The 20,004-nt window shown below is 66.9% G+C and carries 23 protein-coding genes, 1 tRNA gene and 1 pseudogene; 16 read left to right on the top strand and 9 right to left on the bottom strand.

Going from position 1 to position 20,004, the window contains the following annotated elements; genetic code table 11:
* Positions 1 to 103: 103 nt before the first annotated feature.
* The 3 genes from BW733_RS07885 to BW733_RS20235 all read right to left on the bottom strand — a co-directional run bounded on the left by BW733_RS07885 (position 104) and on the right by BW733_RS20235 (position 1,299).
* Positions 104 to 325 carry a tyrosine-type recombinase/integrase gene (locus tag BW733_RS07885; protein WP_161490176.1) on the bottom strand — a complete coding sequence of 74 codons (222 nt, stop codon included), beginning with the start codon at positions 323 to 325 and terminating at the stop codon, positions 104 to 106.
* Between the two features lie 73 nt (positions 326 to 398).
* A complete protein-coding gene (locus BW733_RS07880; protein WP_077349438.1) occupies positions 399 to 1,142 on the bottom strand; it encodes a site-specific integrase in 744 nt (247 codons plus the stop codon).
* Entirely contained in the window at positions 1,135 to 1,299 is a 165-nt protein-coding gene (locus BW733_RS20235) for a hypothetical protein (RefSeq protein WP_503487616.1), read from the bottom strand. Before BW733_RS20235 ends, BW733_RS07880 begins: the two co-directional genes overlap by 8 nt.
* A 412-nt stretch (positions 1,300 to 1,711) precedes the next feature.
* On the opposite strand from BW733_RS20235, the gene BW733_RS07875 reads away from it, so the two are divergent.
* Complete coding sequence (locus tag BW733_RS07875) at positions 1,712 to 2,872, top strand: hypothetical protein (RefSeq protein ID WP_077349436.1); 1,161 nt, start codon at positions 1,712 to 1,714, stop codon at positions 2,870 to 2,872.
* A gap of 87 nt (positions 2,873 to 2,959) precedes the next feature.
* On the top strand, positions 2,960 to 3,121 hold the full coding sequence (locus BW733_RS18480; protein ID WP_169836072.1) for a hypothetical protein: 162 nt from the start codon (positions 2,960 to 2,962) through the stop codon (positions 3,119 to 3,121).
* Between the two features lie 18 nt (positions 3,122 to 3,139).
* Here the strand turns inward: BW733_RS18480 and BW733_RS07870 are convergent, their stop codons facing one another.
* On the bottom strand, positions 3,140 to 3,328 hold the full coding sequence (locus tag BW733_RS07870; RefSeq protein ID WP_077349434.1) for a hypothetical protein: 189 nt from the start codon (positions 3,326 to 3,328) through the stop codon (positions 3,140 to 3,142).
* Positions 3,329 to 3,623: 295 nt separating this feature from the next.
* Here BW733_RS07870 and BW733_RS07865 point away from each other — a divergent pair.
* From BW733_RS07865 to BW733_RS07855, 3 genes and pseudogenes are all read left to right on the top strand, one after another.
* Positions 3,624 to 4,935 (top strand): annotated as a pseudogene (locus tag BW733_RS07865) (ISL3 family transposase).
* A 275-nt stretch (positions 4,936 to 5,210) separates the two neighbouring features.
* Entirely contained in the window at positions 5,211 to 5,777 is a 567-nt protein-coding gene (locus BW733_RS07860) for a hypothetical protein (protein ID WP_077349432.1), read from the top strand.
* The gene (locus BW733_RS07855) at positions 5,774 to 6,019 is read left to right on the top strand and encodes a type IV toxin-antitoxin system AbiEi family antitoxin domain-containing protein (RefSeq protein ID WP_077349430.1); all 246 of its coding nucleotides are present in this window, start codon (positions 5,774 to 5,776) and stop codon (positions 6,017 to 6,019) included. The genes BW733_RS07860 and BW733_RS07855 overlap by 4 nt, the downstream gene beginning before the upstream one ends.
* A gap of 50 nt (positions 6,020 to 6,069) precedes the next feature.
* On the opposite strand, the gene BW733_RS07850 is transcribed toward BW733_RS07855, so the two are convergent.
* Positions 6,070 to 6,402 (bottom strand): hypothetical protein, encoded by a 333-nt coding sequence (locus tag BW733_RS07850; protein WP_077349428.1) that lies wholly within the window; start codon positions 6,400 to 6,402, stop codon positions 6,070 to 6,072.
* A gap of 107 nt (positions 6,403 to 6,509) precedes the next feature.
* Between BW733_RS07850 and BW733_RS07845 the strand changes: the two genes are divergently transcribed.
* Positions 6,510 to 7,469, top strand: a complete 960-nt coding sequence (locus BW733_RS07845) for a hypothetical protein (RefSeq protein WP_077349426.1) — start codon at positions 6,510 to 6,512, stop codon at positions 7,467 to 7,469.
* Complete coding sequence (locus tag BW733_RS07840) at positions 7,466 to 9,211, top strand: transposase (protein WP_077349424.1); 1,746 nt, start codon at positions 7,466 to 7,468, stop codon at positions 9,209 to 9,211. The genes BW733_RS07845 and BW733_RS07840 overlap by 4 nt, the downstream gene beginning before the upstream one ends.
* Before the next feature lie 176 nt (positions 9,212 to 9,387).
* On the opposite strand, the gene BW733_RS07835 is transcribed toward BW733_RS07840, so the two are convergent.
* Positions 9,388 to 9,460: transfer RNA gene (locus BW733_RS07835), tRNA-Ala, on the bottom strand.
* Between the two features lie 139 nt (positions 9,461 to 9,599).
* On the opposite strand from BW733_RS07835, the gene BW733_RS07830 reads away from it, so the two are divergent.
* The 5 genes from BW733_RS07830 (at position 9,600) to BW733_RS07810 (ending at position 13,745) form a co-directional block, all read left to right on the top strand.
* On the top strand, positions 9,600 to 10,178 hold the full coding sequence (locus BW733_RS07830; protein ID WP_077349422.1) for an LURP-one-related/scramblase family protein: 579 nt from the start codon (positions 9,600 to 9,602) through the stop codon (positions 10,176 to 10,178).
* Between the two features lie 85 nt (positions 10,179 to 10,263).
* Complete coding sequence (locus BW733_RS07825; RefSeq protein WP_077349420.1) at positions 10,264 to 10,707, top strand: type III secretion system chaperone family protein; 444 nt, start codon at positions 10,264 to 10,266, stop codon at positions 10,705 to 10,707.
* A gap of 38 nt (positions 10,708 to 10,745) precedes the next feature.
* Positions 10,746 to 12,521: a hypothetical protein gene (locus BW733_RS07820; protein ID WP_077349418.1), complete on the top strand. Its 1,776-nt coding sequence runs from the start codon at positions 10,746 to 10,748 to the stop codon at positions 12,519 to 12,521.
* A gap of 39 nt (positions 12,522 to 12,560) precedes the next feature.
* A complete protein-coding gene (locus BW733_RS07815) occupies positions 12,561 to 12,890 on the top strand; it encodes a type III secretion system chaperone family protein (protein WP_077349416.1) in 330 nt (109 codons plus the stop codon).
* Between the two features lie 129 nt (positions 12,891 to 13,019).
* Complete coding sequence (locus BW733_RS07810; protein ID WP_077349414.1) at positions 13,020 to 13,745, top strand: hypothetical protein; 726 nt, start codon at positions 13,020 to 13,022, stop codon at positions 13,743 to 13,745.
* Positions 13,746 to 13,752: 7 nt separating this feature from the next.
* On the opposite strand, the gene BW733_RS07805 is transcribed toward BW733_RS07810, so the two are convergent.
* Positions 13,753 to 14,121: a hypothetical protein gene (locus BW733_RS07805; protein ID WP_077349412.1), complete on the bottom strand. Its 369-nt coding sequence runs from the start codon at positions 14,119 to 14,121 to the stop codon at positions 13,753 to 13,755.
* Positions 14,122 to 14,177: 56 nt separating this feature from the next.
* Here BW733_RS07805 and BW733_RS19775 point away from each other — a divergent pair, with 56 nt between their 5' ends.
* Both BW733_RS19775 and BW733_RS07800 read left to right on the top strand, forming a co-directional pair.
* Positions 14,178 to 14,306, top strand: coding sequence for a hypothetical protein (locus BW733_RS19775; RefSeq protein WP_257787462.1), 129 nt, complete (start codon positions 14,178 to 14,180; stop codon positions 14,304 to 14,306).
* Entirely contained in the window at positions 14,299 to 15,291 is a 993-nt protein-coding gene (locus BW733_RS07800; protein WP_152024619.1) for a hypothetical protein, read from the top strand. Before BW733_RS19775 ends, BW733_RS07800 begins: the two co-directional genes overlap by 8 nt.
* Before the next feature lie 139 nt (positions 15,292 to 15,430).
* Here the strand turns inward: BW733_RS07800 and BW733_RS07795 are convergent, their stop codons facing one another.
* Positions 15,431 to 17,149, bottom strand: coding sequence for a glycerol-3-phosphate dehydrogenase/oxidase (locus tag BW733_RS07795; RefSeq protein ID WP_077349408.1), 1,719 nt, complete (start codon positions 17,147 to 17,149; stop codon positions 15,431 to 15,433).
* Between the two features lie 499 nt (positions 17,150 to 17,648).
* A complete protein-coding gene (locus BW733_RS07790; RefSeq protein WP_077349406.1) occupies positions 17,649 to 18,233 on the bottom strand; it encodes a TetR/AcrR family transcriptional regulator in 585 nt (194 codons plus the stop codon).
* Between the two features lie 23 nt (positions 18,234 to 18,256).
* Between BW733_RS07790 and BW733_RS07785 the strand changes: the two genes are divergently transcribed.
* Positions 18,257 to 18,892, top strand: coding sequence for a cysteine hydrolase family protein (locus BW733_RS07785; protein WP_077349404.1), 636 nt, complete (start codon positions 18,257 to 18,259; stop codon positions 18,890 to 18,892).
* Positions 18,893 to 18,998: 106 nt separating this feature from the next.
* The gene (locus tag BW733_RS07780) at positions 18,999 to 19,973 is read left to right on the top strand and encodes a sugar-binding transcriptional regulator (RefSeq protein WP_077349402.1); all 975 of its coding nucleotides are present in this window, start codon (positions 18,999 to 19,001) and stop codon (positions 19,971 to 19,973) included.
* Positions 19,974 to 20,004 lie beyond the last annotated feature (31 nt).

Below are 20,004 nucleotides of genomic sequence, written 5' to 3'. Positions count from 1 at the left end.
CGACTCATCTGGATACGTATTGATTCATCCGGGCGCGTGTCGGCGCAGCCGGCCCTCCAGATCTAGCTAGGAGCGGTGATTCACGCTGGTGCGCGGCCATGTTTCAGGCCACGACCACTGTAAGGCCCTTGAGGGCTTCATCCTGCTTGGGGCCGACGCTCTCGACTCGTCGTGGAAAGACGCGGCTATAGACCTCAAGCGCCATCCGCGAGTCGCTCCACCCCAGCAGCAGCATGACTTCCGCGATCGTGTATCCCTCGCTGAAGAGCCACGCGGCGTACGAAGCACGCAGATCGTGCAGCGTGATGTGGTCCTCCTTCGGCACAGGAAGACCCTTCCGCCACAATCGGCGCCGCTCCGCCTCCGGGGTCCGCAACCCCATGTTGGCCAGCGCCCTGTTATGCCGCCGGCCCCATCGGCTTGCCATCCGCGACGGTGAACACGAGCTGCTCCGGCGACCGTGGATGCAGCGCCAGGTGATCCTGCAGGATCGTCACCAAGGTGGACGACATGGGCAGCGAGCGGATGCAGGCCGACGTCTTGGGAACCTTCACACCCACGCGGTAGGCATCGCCGTCCTTGCCATGCTCGATCGCCTGGCGCACGAGGATCCGCCGCCCCTCGAGGTCGAGGTCCATCCGCCGCAGACCTCGGACTTCACCCGATCTCAACCCGCCCAATGCCACCGTGGCCAACATCGCCACGTGCTGGGGTTCGGCGGCCTGCAGATAGCATCGTACATCGTCCAGGTCGAACACGTGACGCTGCTCCATCGCCTTCGTCTGTCGCGGGATGCCCACGCCGGCGGCGGGGTTCTTGTCGATCCATCCCCAATGCGCCGCCTTCGCCAGCAACTCGCTGAACAAGGCCAACGTCGACCGATCACGGCGTCGCTCAGCACCCAGCGGGCCCTGGCGCCATTGCCACACGTCGTCGTGGGTGATGGTCTTCACGTCACGCTCGGCGCCCCAGTGGGGAACGATCCGCAGCCGCCAGTCCTGCTCATACGCGGTAAGCGTGGACAGGGCCAGCGGCCGCGGGCGCTGGGCCAGGAACCGGTCATAGGTCTCCTGAAGCGTTCGCAGCTTCGGCCGTCGGGCCTCGACTTCCTCGGGGGAAAGCCACTCCCCTCTCTCACTCAATGGCCCGCTCCTGCATCCTGAGCCAATGCTCAGCGTCGCCCTTGTGCGAAAACGTCGAGGGTGCCTTGATCCTCTCCCCTGGCGTCAGGGGATGAGGGAAGGAAGCCTGGTACCTGTTGCTGGGCAGCTTCCGGACCCAACCAAATCCACGTCTCATGACCCTTAGAACCCCGCGCCGAGCCGTGCCGCGCGTGCTGTGAACGTGCTGTTAGCGAGTCCTTTTCGGTCCCTCTGAGGGCACTTGAGTCCAACCTGAAACATACAAACTCCCTACTCAAGGGCGTTTGACTAGGGAGTTAGGCCGTGGGTGTCACAGTCAATGCGCAGACAGGGGGCTACGCATCCCCTCCGGTGGGAGGACGTACGCGGTAGTTTCCGGAAACCGTACAGGCGCTGGGGTGGGGGCTGTCCACAGGGGCACCCGCTCAGAGACATCGCCCGCCGACCGGGGGAAGCGGAGTGTCTGATCCTCCTGACACGATGGGGTCGTGACCAACTCCGATGCCGCCTCCCGAGCCGTACGTAATCAGGTGTGGGGCGCTGTCGACCCCTCCGGAGGCACCCGCGCCATGATCAACGCTGCCATCCACAACAGCGACTCCACAGAGTGGATGTCTCGGCTCGGAGTGGGCATTGAGGCTGACTGGAAGCGGCTGGCCACAGAGGGGGCTGAGTACCGCAGGACCGTCGAAGGCATCGAGGCGTCGCTGACGACACTCGTGCCGCGCGGGTGGGCGGTCATGGCCATGCAGACCGACGCGCTTGAACGAGCCGTGGGTCTAGTCAGGGAGGGACGCGGTAGTGAGGCTGACGACCTCCTCTCGGACCAGTGGGAGGGCGAAGGAGCCTGGCGGACAAAGCGGGTCTGCAACCGCGTTCGGGTCATGGGGGTGCCCGACCCTGAGTTGCGCCTCTTGTTCGAGCATCGTGCGCGTCTGCTGTGGCTAGCCAAGGGACATCACGAGGCGGGTCGCTACGACGCCTCAATCCCGCTGCTCCAGGCGCAGTTGGAGGGGATCGTCATGGACGTGACCTCGGGCAAGAAGTTCTTCACGAAGGGCAGCGCGAAAGCCGATCTGGTGGACCCACAACGCCTCGTCAGCATCGAGGCTGGGCTGGCGGCGCTGCAAGCGACCTACGGTGAGGACGTGAGGCAGACCCAGGCAGCGGGAAGTCTTTCCCGGCACGGGGTCGCGCACGGGCGGGAGTTGGCCTACGACACCCGGGTGAACTCAGCCAAGACCTGGTCGGTGATGGACGCTCTCGTTGAGTGGGCTCTACCCAAGGCACATGAACTCGTGGATCAGCGAAAGGCCGAGCGTCAAGCGGAGAACGCTGGGAGCGATTCTGTGAATGGTGACGGCAAACGGGTCGATGATCGGGAGTTCTTTGAGACGCGCGAAGTGCTGCGCCTGCTGAGCAACTCGGCCATGGGGCATCACCGACAGCGCGGACACTTCCGCGATGATCTCGTGGGTGGCGTGTATCGGGAGAGGGACTTCATCAAGCGTGGCCTGCCCGGATCGCACGGAGTTCACCAAGCCGTACGGTCTGATGGCGCAGAGGTCATGTACTGGCGAAAGACCATCTCGGGCTGGGTGCTTGGCATCGCATTGCGATGGGAGGACGAGGCGTTCTTCGAGCGCTACTGGGCCGCTTCAGTTCCGCCAGAAGGGTTCACATCAGACGGCTGGTCGCTTCCGTGGGAGTCTCCTCCCGACTGGGCATGAAGCGCACACCCTAGATGGCGGTTAAAGCAAGGGAACGTCGGCTGGAGTGGCTGAAGTTGTCGGTCAGCCTGGCTACAGTCCAGGCGCATGAGAGCGACCAACCAGCAGACCCTGATCTCCGCCGTCTTCGGGGCAGCGGAGCGCGCCACGCAGGACCTCACCCACCTCGTCCCCGATCTCGACCGGGACCGTTGCGAGTACGCGCTTGCAAGCGTGCTTCTGGAGGAGGCGTGGGTCACGAAGAGGTAGCGGCCCGGGACCAGGCGGTCAGTCGCGGGGAGCCGCCCCGCCGTCTGCAAAGCCGTCGAACGTGCGGATGTCCCGCTTGGGCTCGGGAAGGCCGTCACGACGGCGCTGGGCCTCGCGGCGGCGGTCTTCTCGGTCCTCGGCCTCGAAGACCTCAGCCAGCGCCTCCAGGTCGGCTTGGAGGGTGTCCTTGGGGTTGTGCTGGGTCATGACGGTCCCTCCGAGATCGGGCTTGTGCTTGTCGGTGCTATCGAGAGTAGGCGGACACGTGTCCGATCCACCGATCCACCTGCTCGCTCGCACCTTCGGTAGTGAACGCCGCTGGGTCAGGAGGCTGAGGGCACTTGGAAGAGGGGGACCATGCCAGAACAGCCTTGGAAATACGGCTCTTCACAATCGAGGGTGTAGGTAGCGCTGTTCGGGGTTGCGGCGTGGCGGCTGGCTGAAGGGGTCGAGGCCCTCCGAAGATGGAAGTTCTCACGCTCCCCATCTGGAAGACCTCGACGTGTCCGACGCTACCTTCACGTGCCCTGATCTGACTAGTTTCTGCCGTCTCGACGGCCTCGGGTTGGAAGTCACCGGCCAGCGCATCGAACCCGACCGTGCGATCCTGGCCTGCCGCCCGGTCGACGCCGACGACTGGTGCCGAGACTGCGGCGGCCAGGGCCTCATCCGGGGCTCGGTGGTGCGACTCTTGTCGCATGTCCCGCTGGGGTGGCGCCCTACCGTGCTGCACGTGCGGCTCCGGCGCTATCGGTGCATCGAGTGCGGGCGGGTGTGGCGTCAAGACACCAGTGCCGCAGCCGAGCCGCGTTCGAAGCTGTCGCGCGCGGCGCTGCGTTGGGGACTGGAAGGACTTGTGGTCCAACACCTGAGCATGTCCAGGATCGCCGCCGGTCTCGACGTCGCGTGGAACACCGCCAACGACGCCGTGCTGGCAGAAGGACAGCGCGTCCTCATCAGCGACCTGGCCCGGTTCGACGGGGTCAAGGTGATCGGGGTCGACGAGCATTGCTGGCGCCATACCCGCCGTGGTGAGAAATACGTCACCGTGATCATCGACCTCACCCCCACCAGGGACGGCACCGGTCCGGCGCGCTTGTTGGACATGGTCGAGGGACGCTCGAAACAGGTGTTCAAGACGTGGCTCGCCGCCCGCCCCCGAGCCTGGCGCAAGGGGATCGAGGTCGTCGCGATGGACGGATTCACCGGCTACAAGACCGCGGCGGTCGAGGAACTCGGCAACGCCACCACGGTGATGGACCCGTTCCACGTCGTCCGGCTCGCCGGCGAAGCGCTCACCCGCTGCCGCCAGCGCGTCCAGCAAGACACCTGCGGGCATCGGGGCTGGCCGCGCCGGTGACCCGCTCTACCGCGCCCGCCGCACCCTGCTCACCGGCGTCGATCTACTCACCGACAAGCAAGTCGCCCGACTGGAGGCACTGTTCGCCGACGAACAGCACACCGAGGTCTACGCGACATGGAGTATCTACCAACGACTCGTCGTGGCTTACCGGAATCCCGACAAGCAACTTGGACGGTTCCTCCTTCAAGGCGTGATCGACTCGGTCAGCACCGGCGTCCCGAGAGACCTCGTCGAGCTCGTCAGCCTGGGCCGGACCCTCCACCGACGGGCGGCCGACGTGCTCGCCTTCTTCGACCGCCCAGGCACCAGCAACGGCCCAACCGAAGCGATCAACGGACGCCTCGAACACCTCCGCGGGATCGCCTTGGGATTTAGGAACCTGACCCACTACATAGCCAGAAGCCTCCTCGAAACCGGAGGATTCAAACCCCACCTACACCCTGCATTGTGAAGAGCCAGTTTGACGCTCTTTCCAGCCAGGAATGGGCTCGCGCTTGTCTTTCGATGGTGCTTCACTAAGCGATTCCTCCAACCTGGATTGCCGCTTTGCGAGCCGAGGGAGTCCGAGAAAATGATTCGGCATGAGTACGCGGATCGGCGTGTTTCAGATCGCCGGCCAGGCTCACCCATCACCTCCTCCTCCGCTACGTTGCTCCCATAGAGAGAGATCGGCCAGCCCCACGCGAGCGCCACCGGGCCCGGAACTGGGACGAGTGGATCAACGGCGTGCTCTCCGCTCGGTTCGTCCCTCTTGATCTGGCGGATGTGATCCAGATGGCCCTGACCTACGCGGTCGAGTCGGCCCTGGGCAACGACGAGGTACTCGCGCAGGCGGCGGGTGAGAACCTGCCCGGGCAGCGTCGGCGGGGCTATGACCTAGTGGCCCGTTCGGCAGGGATGGCTCGCGAGACACTCCGATTGACCTCGCAAGGCGCTCGCTGGGCCCAAGCCGATGAGATCGCCGGGATCGAGGCGAGCCCCCTCACCGGAGAGCACTTCCGGGGCCATCTCCTTGCGCTTGTGGAGCAGGTGCTACACAAGGACCAGGTTCCTGGTCGAATGCCGAAATCTTCCCTTGCCTCCAACAGAGTCGGTCCATCGACCGACACCCTGGAGGCAGCAATGAAGGAAGTTCCCGAACTCGAAGAGCGCGTGCGGACTGACGTGGCCCGGCTCGACTGGACCCAGCAACTGGCGGCACGGCAGCAGCGCCGGGCAGGGACGGCGAACTGGGGGCGGGTGCGCTCACTGATCGGCCCTGACCCGGTGCCCAAGACGACGCCGGGTGCATGAACGAGCGCCTCCGGGCAGCGGGAGTCCCGAACCTCACCCAACTGCTCCGCGACCTCCTGGGGGACAGCACCGAGTTCCCAACCTACAAAGCCGTCCAGGCTGTCCAGCGAGACCACCCTCACGTGACCCCCAAGCAGGTCCAGGACGCCATCACCCGGCTCGTGGCGCGCGGCGAACTGCGCACGGTGCGACGGGGCATCTACCAGCCCACCGACACGATGCGGGGGCGTCGGCCCCGATGACCGCGCGCCCAATCTGGGCGCGCGAGATCGACCACCTGACCGCGAGAGGATCAGGATGGGTGATCCGTGCGTCCGTGTTCCCTCAGGTCCTGCCCCGGCCACAGGTCGGCCTCCAGCCACTGCTCCAAGCGGGCAAGGGCTCCGAAGTCCGGCAGCACCTCACCTGCGAGCACCCGCTCCACGGTCCGCCTGCTCACCCTGGCCTCACGCTCGATGCTGCGCAGCGACGGATTGCCCCTGGCCTCCAACGCCTTCAGCAGCCGGTTCACGAACTCCTGCGCGTAGACCGCGCTGGCGGGAGCGTCCTTGCGGAGCCTGCCCGTGGGCCACTGACCACGCGCGACGTACTCACGCGGGGCGGCGTCTCCTCCGGACCTGGGCATGTCCTCAGCCTAGAGCCAGCCGCTCTCGATTCCAGGATTGTCGGGGTTCCTTACTATAGTTGTGCCGATGGGTCTTATAGGCCCCAAAAACACAACGGAGGTAGGCCGTGCCCAAGCATCGCGTCATCGGAGGCGTCGTCGTGACGACCCCCGAAGGCGTGTTCGCCAACTATCGCCCGGCTGCGCACCTTATGCCTGCCGAGGTCTGGGAGATCGTGCGCCCGGTCGCGATCACGGCCTCCAGGGCGGCTGACTACGTATCGGTGGCCTCGGCTCACCACTGTCTGGGCACTGTGGCCCACTTCCTGGCGTGGGCTCACCGCGAGGGGCTCTCTCTCGACCTGGAGAGCATCTTCGTGCCCGACTACGTTGAGCGATACTGCGCGACGGCGCTGAGGCACCTGGCCACCGAGACCCAATCGACGCGCCGTGGCTATCTCCGTCGTGTCGGTGCGGCTTGCACCAAGAAGGCCCCTTGGCCTCCGCCGCCCAAGCCGTTCGCCACCAACCACACGATCCAGCCGCCCTACGGTGCCGAGGAGGTGGAGGCGCTCTGGGCCGCAGCGAAGTCTCAGGCCACGGACCACCGCGAGCGCGTGGCCACGGCGATGCTGACGCTGGGCCTGGGTGCGGGTGTGAAGCCCGGCGAGATGCTGGCTGTTACCGCCGAGACGGTCAAGGCGCATCCCCAGGACCCACGACTGGTCGTGATCCTCCTGGAGGACCGAGTGGTGCCCGTACGCAGCCAGTACGTCGAGCACCTGCTCGACCTGTGCGACCGCTACCCGGAGGAGCCCTTGGTCGGGGTGCACAAGGAGACGGCCAAGGACCCGCTGGGGGCACTGCGCCAGAACGTGCAGTGGCCCGAGTGGCTGGCCTTCCGCCCTGCGCGGCTCCGGACGACCTGGATGGCAGACGTCCTCGCCCAGAACCTGCGGATCAGTGAGTTCATGACCATCGCGGGCACCGTGTCCTCCAAGTCGCTGGAAGTCATCGCTCCCTACGTGGCACAGCGCATCGAGCACGACGAATACCTGTTCGCGGCTGCCGGGCTGGTGCGTCGATGAGGTGGCGTACCGGACCCGTCGACACCTCGACGTTCAATCGCGCGCTGGCCATCGTCCGAGCCTCGCGGGTGACCCAGCAGTGCCAACAGGACATGACCGCTCACCGAGGACGCAAGCGGTCCTACACCTATGAGGCCCTCTTCACCGTGCTCCAGATCGCGGCCCTCGAAGGTTTCGGGGAACTCCTGCTCTCTGATGCCGCGCAGGTGGTCGTTCGACTCACCCCGGCTCAACGGGAGGTGCTCGGGATCGAACGATTGTGGTCCTACGCCCTTATCGAGCAGGCGGTTACCGAACTGAGCACTGCCATGAAGGAACGCATCGACGAGGGGACGGGCGAAGTCACCGACGCCCGCTTGGGGATGGGTCTGGCGGAGTTCATGACCTCCCTGGCCAGCGACTTCATCCCGCCCCAGATCGCCCAGACTGACGCTCAGGCTGTGGACTCCACCGACTACGAGGCCCATGCCCGGAGACGGTCGTGGAAGCATCTCATGAAGGCCGACATCCCCGAAGACTCCCTGCCCGAGTTGGACGCGCTGGAAGGCGACGCACCCAAGAACGAGCCGGGCTGGCCCCTTCAAGGTGCTGACGGGCGGCATCAGCACACCGTCGACCCCGACGCCCGTGACGGATACCGGGCAGGGAAGAACCGGAACCGCAAGGGTGTCTTCTGCGGGTGGGACCTGCACCTCTCGGTGGATGTTCCCGAGGTCGGCGGGCAGGCTAGACCGGGACTGATCCGGGGCGCATCCCTCTTCCCTGCTGGCACCTACAAGGCGGAGGGTGGGCTGGCGCTCATCGACGCCATGATCGCTGCCGACCGCAAACCCACCACGGTCCTGGTCGACCGTGGATACACCTACCTCGACACCGAGCAGTGGGCACGCGAGGTGTGGTCCCGGGGCGTCGAGCAGGTCCTTGATCTCCACAAGAACCAGCGCACCCGGAGGCCAGGCCCCATTCCCGGCACGGTCTTCGTGGACGGTGGCCTGTACAAGGACACCCTGCCCGCTGACCTGCGGACCTTGGGCGGCTATGCACTCGGCATGAGCGCCGAAGCCAAGGCACTCTTGGCCGAGCAGTACGACCGGCGCAAGTACCACGCCTTCACTCCCATGGGAGCGCCGAACTACGAGCGGGGCACACAGCGTTACCGAGACCCCGTGCTCTCAGGCACGATGCGTTGCGCCAACCACTCCAAGTCGATGCGTCTCGATCCCTCCCGCTATCCGACGACGCAATGTGTCAGGGGAACCTCCTGTTCGTGCGGCACGACGGTGACGCTCGGTCCCGACGACCTGCTCAACCTCCGTCAGCGGCTGCTCTACGGCACCACGAAGTGGAAGGCGTCCTACGGTCGCCGCTCCGCCGTGGAGTCGACCAACGCCTGCGTCAAGACGCACCACGCCCGACTGATGCGACACTCGACCCGTGTGCGGGGCACTGAGCGCAACGGCATCCTGCTGTCGTTCATCCTCGCTGCGGTCAACGCCTCCTTGCTGATGACGCGCTATGGCTACGACGTGGGCACTCCGCCCCAGATCGCAGATGACGCCCTGATCGAGCCCCTGCCTCAGGCACGGCCCACCAAGGCGCTGCACCGCCAACGCAAGTTCACCAGGCCGCGACGCGCTCAGGCACCACCCGGTTCTGAGCGCACCGGGCCCACGACGACGCCCTGGGTCACGGTGAAGCGGACAGCCAAGTCCCCCGGCAAGAGAAGCGTCCAGACGAAGTAGCACCCACGGCGATGGCGTCTTCGAGCGGCGAAGGGCCCTCGAAACAGGCCGCGCGGAGGCCCAGCCCGGCTGCCGAGGTACAGAAGTAGTGAGATAGGTCTGGCCAGAGGCCCCGATGGACCTCTGGCCAGCCATTTACTGCTTCGATGGGGCCACATTCTTTGTGACACCCGCCGTGGAGCATAGGGGACTCGAACCCCTAACTTCCACCTTGCAAAGGTGGCACTCTACCAATTGAGTTAATGCCCCGAGACGACGATGAGTATAGGGCAGGAGCCGCGAGATCCCACAAACGCCGGGCGCGACCCACCCTCCTCCGACGGCGATCCCGGCCCGCAGCACTCCTCCGCGCCGCCCGCCGACCTACGGCCGGTTCATACTGAACCGCATGGATGAACAGCCATATCCGACCAGCATCCTCGACCACGACGTCCTCGTGCTGCAGCAGATCACCTCGTTCATGGCCAACGACTTCGAGATCCTCGACGCCAACGGCGGCGTCGTCGGGCAGTTCGCGGGCCTGGACTCCGGGATGTCGCGGTTCCTCGCCGGCCCGCGCGTGTTCGCACTCTACGAGGCCGACGGCTCGCCCCTGCTCGGGCTCAACGACGTGCACAACTGGGGCATGGACACCTACGAGCTGAGCGACCCGGTCGGCAACCCCGTCGGCACCGTCAGGCAGAAGCTGACGTTCTTCCGCACCGTCGTGGAGGCGCAGAGCGTCGACGGAACCCTGCTCAGCTTCGAGGGCGGGTTCTTCGACTACGACTACCAGATCCTCGACAACGGCTTCGAGGTCGCTCGCGTCACCAAGGAGTGGGCCGGGTTCAGCCGGGCGTTCATGGGGCACAGCCGCTACGTGCTGTCGATCGACCCGCGGGTCAACAGGCCGAGCCGGCTGCTCATCCTCGGCACCGCGGTCGCGCTCGACCTGATCCGGATGAAGGGCAGCGGCAGCAGCACCTGATCCGCCCCCACCTAGGGTTGGGGGGTTGGTGTGCGCGTGTCGCAGCAGCTGGCAGACCTGATCCGCCCCCACCTAGGGTTGGGTCATGGCCTCGAACCGCGTCACACCCCTCACCCACGAGCGCGTGCTCGCCACGCTTGACCGCATGGGCGCCGGCTACACCGTCGACAGCGACGGCGACCTCCTCTCCATCTGGGACGGCAACGCGTTCTACATCTACCTCCTGGGAGAGGGCGACATCCTGCAGGTCCTCGGCTCGTGGGGCCGGATCGTGCCCAACACCGAGTTCGAGAAGATCCTGCTCGGAGCCAACGACGTCCACGCCAGCCGGCTCTATCCGCACATCTCCGTCGAACAGGGCGACGGCGGGCTGCGCGTCTCCACCAGGCACCCCGGCGACTTCCAGCACGGAGCGACAGACGACCAGCTCACCCTGCACATCACCAACGCCCTGTCCTCGGCGCTCGCCTACTTCAACGAGCTCGACGCGCAGTATCCGAACGCAGAGCCCGCGGCCTACAACCGGTAGCCAGCTCGACGCGAGGCCCGGCCTCGTAGAATTGCATCATGAACGATCCGTTCGCAGACCCTGAGGTGCAGGCGGCCATGAAGGCGGCAGGTATCGTCCACCGACCTGGACAGGCAGAGCAGATGCTGGAACAGCTCATGCCGCTGCTCCTCGCTGAGGGCGTTGACTTCGACGATCCTGACCTCGACCTCGACAGGGCCAACGAAGCGTTGGGCCTGGCTGTTGAACGTCACAACCTCGAACTCAGCACACCGGTTGGTCCGGACCGGGAGCTGGCACTCGCGGTGCTCTCCGAATTCACGAGGGTGTTCAGTCTCGAGGGAGCCGAAGCGGCCCAGCAGTTCCTGACCGTTGTGCCCTCCGATCCCCTACCGGGGCTGCCGACGGTGGCTCAGGTGATCGGCGTCTCGCTCGGGCTGCTCGACTCCTGGTGCCTCAATCGACGCCAGCTCGAGTTCATCGCCGAGTGGTACCCCGACAAGGCGGCCTACGCCGCAGCGCAGGACGCACTCAAGTTCGCGCGCGCCGGCGAGGCCTTCAACGGCACCACCGTCCTGATCCGCGTTCATGCGGGCAAGGCCGTGCTGCACGGGGCTGCGCTAGCTGTCTGTTCCTACCTCATCGCGGCCGCCGAGGACGAGGGAGTCAGCATTGAGTCCATGGCCTCGCGGATCCTGGGAGCCCACCGGGCCGGGCTACGCAGGCAGCCTGCTTCGCCGCGACTGTCCTCGTCGGCACGACGCATGGTCAAGGGCTTCCAGGGCTTCCTTGAGAAAGAGGGCACGCCATCCGAGGCCTTGGACGGGGCCATGATCGCCTTTCGGGACCTGATCGATCTCGCCGGTGAGGCAAAGCTCGACCTCAGGAAGCCGACGCACATGGCATCCATCGTCGATCGGGTACTGGAACTCGAGGATGAACTGGACGTCGACGCCTACCTCTACACGCTTGAGGCCTACACGCGCTTCCGGATTTCGCTTGGAGTGGCCACAGACTTGTGGACAGTCGCCAATGCGACCGTCACGAATCTCCTGGGTGATGAACTGGGGGAACTGCTGTATCTCGCGATGTCGCCGTCCGGGACCGACGAGGAGACGGTCGCTGTCACCGACCTGCCCGTCGTGAAGGGCATCGGACCGCTCCTCGACTGGATCGGGAAGGGACAACCACTCACTGACAAAGGATCGCTGCGTCGTGCCGACATCGAGCGGGTCGCGGGTTTCATCGGTATCGCAGCGAAAGGCGTGAACAGCCGGTCTCACCGCCCCACCGACCACATCCTCCGCGTTCGCAGCATGACTGAGATCCCCACGCTGGCCATATGGTGGGAAGCACTGCTGGACAGCCGCCTGATCGAGGTCAAGGGCACCCGCGTGCTGCCCGGCGACGAGGCAGAATCTGGCGCGTTCAACGAGGCCGACCTGCGGGCGGGCTTCGTCGTTGACCTGGGGGTGCTCGCCTTGGGTGGCTACGGGCTGGACGATCACATCGCGACTCTCACCATGACGATGAGCGCCCTCGAACTGCTCATGTCCACACTCCTCGAGGACATCGAAGGCGGGCAGGCGCTCGCCGCGGAACTCGCCGAGCTACCCGGAACCCAACTGCTTCTCGCCCATGGTTCCGTCCCCTCGCGCGAGTTGCTGGAACCATTCCGCCAGGTCGGCATCGAACACCTGCGTGAGTTGGCCACGATCGGGCTGCTTCGGAGCACCGGCACCGACAGGTTCACCGTCCCGGGCCCACTCCGGGGCATCGTCGCCCGCATCGTCACCGAGGTCCGCGAGTCGATCTTGCGAGTGGCGCGGTCCTGACGCTCGGACGGTTACCTGAAGCCAACCGCTCCTGGGTAGATGCCCCACGAACGACCCCGCACGCCGTCCCCAGTCCCCGGGCCAACCACCCACCGACTACGTCTGAGGCAGGGCCTCAGGCGAGGAAAGGGGCAGCAGAGGCCGAGCGCAAACGACGTCCACGCCAGCAGGCTCTATCCGCATATCTCCGTCGAACAGGGCGACGGCGGACTGCGCGTCTCCACCAGGCACCCGGGCGACTTCCAGCACGGAGCGACAGACGACCAGCTCACCCTGCACATCACCAACGCCCTGTCCTCGGCGCTGGCGTACTTCAACGAACTCGACGCGCAGTACCCGGACGCAGAGCCCGCGGCCTACAACCGGTAGGAAGACGCCCAGAGGCGCTCGGCGTCAGAACCCACCACTGACCGCGTGCCACGTCCGACGCCGCACATCACTGCCCCACCCGACGATGCACGGACGCGCTCCCCTCTCCCCGCACGAGAGGATCCAGACATGGTGGCTACGATCGGCCTCAGCCTGCACCGTCGCAACCAGGAGCACCCCATGTCCGAGCCCCGTTCCGGGATCGCCCTTCCCGTCTACCGCCTCATCGTCTGGCTGGCCGTCACGGCCGCGGTCGTGCTCGTGATCACGCGGCCATTTCCACCCTTCCCGGAGGCGGAGGCGGCCCCCGCCATCAACTCGGGGATCAACTACTACGAGGCCCTGGCCGAGGCGCGTTCGATGGCCGACAGCAACGAGAAGCTCGCCAAGGGAGCCCCGCAGCAGCAGGTGGTCAACGGCTGGCTCACCAACGACCAACTGGAGATCATCGGCCACCAGAACTCGGAACTGCTCGAGCGGCTCCGGGTCGCACAGACGACGCACGACGCCGCCGTCGCGCTGGAGCAGGATCAGTGGCGCTGGGAGATGAAGGACCGACGGATCGAGTCGTTGCTGGTGATCTTCGGGCTCGGTGCCGCGGCCCATCTCGCCGGGTCGGCGATCATCTCCCTCGTCACCGCGCTCCGTTCACGGCGCAAGCCGACCCCCGCAGCGCCCGCCCCGCAAGGGTGGCCCCAGAACCGGCCCCAGTTCCCGCACCAGGCACCGTTCCAGCAGCAGGGCGCCTGGAACACCGGTGCCCGCCCCTCGCCGTCCCCGGCTCCGCAGCCCTCAGCACCGGAGCACGGAAGGCGTCCTCAGTACCCTGGCCAGCCGCCCACCGACTACATCTGAGGCAGGCTCAGGCGAGGAGAAGGCGCAGCAGAAGGCCGAGCGCCAGCGACGATCCGTTCGCGACGACGGCGACCAGCATCGCCCGGTCCCACGTCTTTCGGGACCGGTCGGCGCCACACGGTCCGGTCGCCCAGGCCGCCAGAGCGGTCCCCTCGACGACGGTGACCGCGACCTCCGCGGCGACGAGCCGGGCCACGTCCGGCGTGCCGACGAGCCACAGGAGCGGGTGCGTCAGCTGGAGCGCCCATGCGATCGCCACCGTCTCGGCGAGCGGGCGTGCGCTCCCGGGCGCCCAGCCGAGCCGACGCACCAGGGCCACGACGAGCGGGATCTCCACCGCGCACGTCAGGAGATAGGCGACCAGCCAGTCCAGCACCGGACGAGAGTATCGCGGAGCGCACCGCCGACCTGGCCGGAATCTACGATGGCGGCATGCCCCTCGACGTCCCCGGCTCCTTTGATGCCGGCTCACCCCTGACCGTCATCGTCATCGTGGTGATCGCGCTGATCCTGGTCGGGCTCGCCCTGTGGGCCTTCCGGCGGCGCCCGCCGGGTGCCTGACGCCCGGGGCCCTGTCGCCGCGTGCGTGTTCCTGGTCGGGTCCGCGCTGCTGCTGACGGCCCTCGCCGTAACCCAGCCGTTCGCGCTGGCCTCCCTCGCGGTGGTCGTGCTCGGACCCCTGCATGTCGTCCTCGCGACGCGCTACATCCTCGGACGCTCGCTGCCCGCGCTCGGCGGCTCCACCGGAGGCACCCTCGCCCTGCTCGTCGCGGCGATGGTGCTGGTGCGGATCGGCGCCGCCCTCGTCCCGACCCCCGGCCGCTACCTGGAGTTGATCGGTGGGTGCGCCGTCGTGGGCTGGGCCCTGTGGAAGGGCCTTGACGCGCGGCGACGCGTCCTGGGGCTCGCCGCGGTCGTGGCACTCGCCGCCGTCTCACTGCTGGAGCTGCCCTGGTACTGGCTCTTCCTCACCCACGGACACAACGTCGTTCCGGTGATCTTCCTGTGGGACTGGGCGCGACGGCTGCATCCCGGCGCCCGCCTCGCCTTCGTCGGGGCGAACCTGGTGTGGGCAAGCGCGATCCCGGCCGCGGTCCTGTCCGGCTGGCTCGACCCGCTCATCGGGCCGACCCCTCCGACCGTCGTGACCAGGTTCGGCAACCCGACCGTCCTGCTTGCCAGCGCCTCGCCGCCAGGCGCCGACCCTGCCCTCGGGCTGCGGTTCCTGGTCGTGTTCGGCTTGATGCAGGCGATGCACTACCTGCTGTGGATGGTGTTCTTCCAGGTCGCGGGACGTAGAGAGGTGACCCGTTTCGGCGATGCCTTTCTCCGGTTGCGCGGCTGGCGGTTCTGGGTGCTCGGCGCAGGCGTGTCCGCGCTCGTCTGGGCTGCCTATGCGATCGGTTATTCGGACGGGCGCGCAGCCTACGGGTTGCTCGGTGACCTGAACGTCTACCTCGAGCAACCAGTCGCCGTCTGGCTCCTCCTGACGGCGCTCCCTGCGGCCGCGACGACGCGGGTCGTCGACGATCTGCGGCGCACCTGATCCCGACAAACATGGAACCGCCGCCCCACGGACGAGGGCGGCGGTCCATCTCAGGAGCGAAGCTCAGCTGACGATGTCAGGAGCTTCCATGCGGGCAGCGGAGGCAGCGGCGTCACTCGTCTGCTCCTCTGCCGCAAGCTCAGCAGCTGACGATGTCAGGAGCTTCCATGCGGGCAGCGGAGGCAGCGGCGTCACTCGTCTGCTCCTCTGCCGCAAGTTCAGCGGCGATGCGCTCGCGGTAGTTCTTCTTCTCCTTCTCGGTGCGCGCGGCGTCCCAGCCCAGCGCGGCAGCGGCGATGTCGGCGATCTCGTCGACCTCCGCCCCACCACGGTCACGCGCCTCCGAGTTGAGCCGGACGCGGGCGACGAAGATGTCCTCGAGGTGCATCGCACCCTCGACGGTGCACGCCCGGTACACCTCGGCACGCAGGAACTGCGGAGCGTGCTTCAGCGGCTCGCCGAGCGTCGGGTCGTCATCGATGGTGGCGAGCAGCTCGGGCAGTTCGGAACCGTAGCGGCGCACCAGGTGGTGCATGCGGTCGGCGTCGAAGCCGTACTTCGCGCCGAGACGCTCGGCCTGGTTCGCGGCGGCCTCGAAGCCGTCAGCACCCATGAGGGGGAGGTCGAACGTGACCGACGGCTTCTCCTCGGCGAGCTTCTTGCCGAGCGCGAAGTCGACCGCGTCCTCCGCCATCACGCGGTAGGTGGTGAGCTTGCCGCCTGCGATCGCGACCATGCCCGGGATGACCTCGGAGACGGTGTGCTCGCGGGAGACCTTCGTCGACTTGGACTCGTCGAGCACCTTCGGCTGCAGCAGGGGCCGCAGGCCGGCGTAGGTGCCGATGATGTCGTCGCGGGTCAGGGGCGGGTCGAGCACCTCGTTGGCGTGAGAGAGCAGGTAGTCGATGTCCTCGGACGTCGGGACGGGGTGCTTGAGCTGCTCGTGCCACGCGGTGTCGGTGGTGCCGATCACCCAGTAGTGCTGCCACGGGATGATGAACAGCACGGACTTCTCGGTGCGCAGGAACAGGCCGGTCTTGGCCTTGAGGCGCTCGCGCGGGATCACGATGTGGATGCCCTTCGAGGCGAGGACCTTCAGGCCGCCGGTGCCGCCGGCCATGTCCTGGGTCTCCTCGGTCCACACGCCGGTGGCGTTGATGATCCGCTTCGCCTTGATGGTCAGCTTCTCGCCGGTCTCCAGGTCTTTCGCCTCAACGCCGCTCGCGTGGCCCTTCGAGTCCTTGAGGATCGCGGTGACCTTGAGGCGGCTTGCCGCCTGGGCGCCGTACTTCAGCGCGGTGCGGATCAGGGTGATCACGAGGCGGGCGTCGTCGACGCGGGCGTCGTAGAACTCGATCGCGCCACAGAGCGCGTCAGGCTTCACCTCGGGGAAGCGCTTGAGGGCGCCCTTCTTGGAGTGGTGCTTCTGGATCGGGACCGTCTTCTTGCCTGCTCCGATCACGGCCAGGGCGTCGTACATTCCGACGCCGACCGCGGAGTAGGCGCGCTCGATCACGGGGGTCTTCAGCGGCCACAGGAAGGGCTGGGCCTCGACCAGGTGGGGGGCGATGACGGTCAGCAGTCGACCGCGCTCCTTCAGCGCCTCGGCGACGAGCTTGAAGTCGAGGTTGTACAGGTAGCGGAGTCCGCCGTGGACGAGGCGCGAGGATCGCGACGAGGTGCCCGAGGCCCAGTCCTGGCACTCGATGACGGCGGTGCTGAGTCCGCGGGAGGCCGCGTCGAGCGCGATGCCGGCTCCGGTGACGCCACCTCCGATCACGAGCACGTCGAAGGTTTCGGTGGACATCGCTTGCAGCGACTCTGCGCGCTGCTCCTGCGTCAAGGCAGTGGTCGTCATTGGTTGCTCCTTTGCTCTACAACCAGATTCGTACCCCTGCACGTTTCGTGCAACCGTTGTGCACATTCGTGCACGGACCGACTTGACAAACACGGACTCCTTGCACGCGCGCGAAGACGGGGCGGGCCCATGACGGCACCGCCCCGCACTACCGAGTCAACGTCCGTTGCGCCGACCTCGCCCCCAGTCGAGCTGCCAATCCGGCAGTGACAAGCATCGCGAGCCTCACGAGTAGCTCGCCGCACCGTGTCGGCCGCCTCCCCGGGGAGATTGTCCGGGGCCGCGATGTGCCGCCGCGATGCGCCGTCACGACCATGGCCTCCCGGCGTACTGCGCGGGGGTTGACAGCAGAACCCCTGAGCCCTTGTCATGACGAAATGCCATCTTGCCGGTGGGTAGCTGGAAAGATCAACCCCTAGCCAGCGGCAACTGCAAGCGTAGTTGCACAACGGTCCTCGACGGAATCAGCCCAAAGGGCGAGATCGGGACCCGTGGAGGATCAGTCGCCTGACTGGCGGAAGATGCCGTCCGGGACCACGGAGATCCCGGGAGACGGATCCTCTGCCGGGGTACAGGTGATGGCCACTATCGAGCCCTCCACCACTGCCATCAAGGCCGTCGCGCCGGCATCCGGCGCGTTCGCGCCGAGCCGCTCGAGGGCCTCCGAAAGGACGACTGCGTAGCCGCGACGTGCCTCAGCCACCCATGCCCGCAGCTCCGGGTCGTGGCGGCCCTCGAGGAAGAGGGCGATTCGCGCCGCCTTCACCGCCTGCATCTCCTCGCCGGTGACCGCCCGCACGTACCCGAGCAGCCCTGCCTGTAGCTCATCGCGGGTGTCGACCGACCTGGCGACCTCGAGCAGGGGCGACTCCCTGGTGATCACGCCCTCGATGGCGCCTTTGAGCAACGCGGCCTTCGTCCGGAAGTAGTTGGACGTCGAGCCGATCGGAAGGCCGGCGCGGGCGTCGACCTGGCGATGGGTGAGCGCGCTGGCACCCCGCTCGCCAACGAGGGCGGCGGACGCGCTGTTGATGCGCTCACGGGCCTCGACCGGAAGGATGCCGGAGCCTAGAGTTGGCGGCATCCACCCGCGTGCAAAGGAGCACCATGAAACCGGAGAACACAGCCCTTGTCCTGATCGAGTTCCAGAACGACTTCACCACCCCAGGCGGAACCCTCCATGATGCCGTCAAGAGCGTCATGGAACAGAGCGACACCGTCGATCACGCCGTTGCGGCCGCCGACGCCGTGCGAAAGGCCGGCGGAAGCGTCCTGCACGTGCCCATCTCGTTCGCCCCCGGCTACGGCGAGATCACCAGCCATCCCTACGGCATCCTTGCCGGCGTCGTCTCGTCGACCTCGTTCGTGCGGGGCGGCTGGGGAGCCGAGATCTGCGAGGAGCTCACCCCCGTCGACGGCGACATCGTGATCGAGGGTAAACGTGGTCTCGACGCGTTCGGCTCGACGAACCTCGACTTCGTGCTGCGTTCAAAGGGCATCGAGACGGTCGTGCTCGCCGGCTTCCTCACCAACTGCTGCGTCGAATCGACGATGCGCAGCGCCTATGAGAAGGGGTTCGAGGTGATCACGCTCACCGACGCCGTCGGGGCGACCTCGCCTGAGGAGCACGCCAACGCGATCACCTACGACTACCCGATGTTCTCCAAGCCGATGACGACCGAGGAGTTCACCTCCGCCCTGACAAGCGAGGATGCCCTCGCCGACTCGTCGCGCGGTTACTGACCGGTACGGCACGGCCTCGCGGTTCGCGGGGCAGTGTCCGTTTGAGGCGCCGCCACGGCCTGCTCCCGAGCGCACCCGTAGGATGTCGGGGGTAGGAGGTACCCCCATGGCCGACAAGAGCAGTGAGTCTCTGTTGACCGTCGCCCGCATGTACTACGTGCAGGGCGAGACGATGGACGCGATCGCACATCATCTCAACGTTTCGCGCTCGACGGTCTCGCGGCTTCTGAAGGAGGCGCGCGACCGCGGACTGGTGCGCGTCAACATCGTCGACCCGGAGCGCCCCCTCGGCAGAATCGCCGACCTCTTCCACCGCTTCTTCAACGTCACCGCCCACATCGTCCAGGTCCGGCCGGGCGCGAGCAGCGTCTTCCGCCTCGACCAGGTGGCCCGCACCGCCGCCGACCTGCTCTCCGAGACGGTCCAGGACGGCGACGTGCTCGGCGTGGCCTGGGGCACGACGACCTCCGCCATCGCGGCCCACCTGCGCCCCCGCGACCTCAACGGCGTCACCGTGATAGGCCTCAACGGCGGGGCCAACCACCAGACGACCGGCCTGCCCTATGTCGGCAGCATCCTGCACCGCTTCGCGGAGGCGTTCAACGGCCAGGAGCAACTGCTCGCCCTCCCAGCCTTCTTCGACGACCCGACCACGCGCGACGCCATGTGGCGCGAGCAGAGCACGCAGCACATCCTGAGCGTGCGGGCCAACTGCCGCGTCGCGCTGTTCGGCGTCGGAGGCCTCCACTCCGAGCTCCAGTCGCACGTCTACGCGTCGAACTATCTCGGCGAGACCGACCTGCGGCTACTGCGCGAACAGGGGGTCGTCGGCGACGTGTGCACGGTGATGCTGCGCGAGGACGGCACCTTCCGCGACATCCAGCTCAACCGTCGGGCCACCGGCATGACCCCGGTCGAGCTGCAGCGGGTGCCGCGCCGGATCTGTGTCGTGACCGGCCTGGCGAAGACGGCCCCGATCCTCGGCGCCCTCCGCGCCAGGGTGGCCACCGACCTGGTGATCGACCAGGAGACGGCGCGCGCCGTCCTGACGAGGATGAAGCCGGGTATCCGGCTCGGCTGAGCGGAACCCGGTGCAGGCGGGCCTAACCGTC

Source organism: Tessaracoccus flavescens (genome assembly GCF_001998865.1).
Lineage (GTDB): Bacteria > Actinomycetota > Actinomycetes > Propionibacteriales > Propionibacteriaceae > Arachnia > Arachnia flavescens.
This window is presented reverse-complemented; position numbering and strand designations above follow the sequence as displayed.

Coding starts and splice junctions, on each gene's coding strand:
- BW733_RS18480 (WP_169836072.1), top strand. CDS start 2,960: ATGAGAGCGACCAACCAGCAGACCCTGATCTCCGCCGTCTTCGGGGCA.
- BW733_RS07810 (WP_077349414.1), top strand. CDS start 13,020: ATGGTGGCTACGATCGGCCTCAGCCTGCACCGTCGCAACCAGGAGCAC.
- BW733_RS07850 (WP_077349428.1), bottom strand. CDS start 6,402: ATGCCCAGGTCCGGAGGAGACGCCGCCCCGCGTGAGTACGTCGCGCGT.
- BW733_RS07830 (WP_077349422.1), top strand. CDS start 9,600: ATGGATGAACAGCCATATCCGACCAGCATCCTCGACCACGACGTCCTC.
- BW733_RS07875 (WP_077349436.1), top strand. CDS start 1,712: ATGATCAACGCTGCCATCCACAACAGCGACTCCACAGAGTGGATGTCT.
- BW733_RS07780 (WP_077349402.1), top strand. CDS start 18,999: ATGGCCGACAAGAGCAGTGAGTCTCTGTTGACCGTCGCCCGCATGTAC.
- BW733_RS07855 (WP_077349430.1), top strand. CDS start 5,774: ATGAACGAGCGCCTCCGGGCAGCGGGAGTCCCGAACCTCACCCAACTG.
- BW733_RS07815 (WP_077349416.1), top strand. CDS start 12,561: ATGCCCCACGAACGACCCCGCACGCCGTCCCCAGTCCCCGGGCCAACC.
- BW733_RS07785 (WP_077349404.1), top strand. CDS start 18,257: ATGAAACCGGAGAACACAGCCCTTGTCCTGATCGAGTTCCAGAACGAC.
- BW733_RS07795 (WP_077349408.1), bottom strand. CDS start 17,149: ATGACGACCACTGCCTTGACGCAGGAGCAGCGCGCAGAGTCGCTGCAA.
- BW733_RS19775 (WP_257787462.1), top strand. CDS start 14,178: ATGCCCCTCGACGTCCCCGGCTCCTTTGATGCCGGCTCACCCCTGACC.
- BW733_RS07820 (WP_077349418.1), top strand. CDS start 10,746: ATGAACGATCCGTTCGCAGACCCTGAGGTGCAGGCGGCCATGAAGGCG.
- BW733_RS07825 (WP_077349420.1), top strand. CDS start 10,264: ATGGCCTCGAACCGCGTCACACCCCTCACCCACGAGCGCGTGCTCGCC.
- BW733_RS07840 (WP_077349424.1), top strand. CDS start 7,466: ATGAGGTGGCGTACCGGACCCGTCGACACCTCGACGTTCAATCGCGCG.
- BW733_RS20235 (WP_503487616.1), bottom strand. CDS start 1,299: ATGAGACGTGGATTTGGTTGGGTCCGGAAGCTGCCCAGCAACAGGTAC.
- BW733_RS07870 (WP_077349434.1), bottom strand. CDS start 3,328: ATGACCCAGCACAACCCCAAGGACACCCTCCAAGCCGACCTGGAGGCG.
- BW733_RS07790 (WP_077349406.1), bottom strand. CDS start 18,233: ATGCCGCCAACTCTAGGCTCCGGCATCCTTCCGGTCGAGGCCCGTGAG.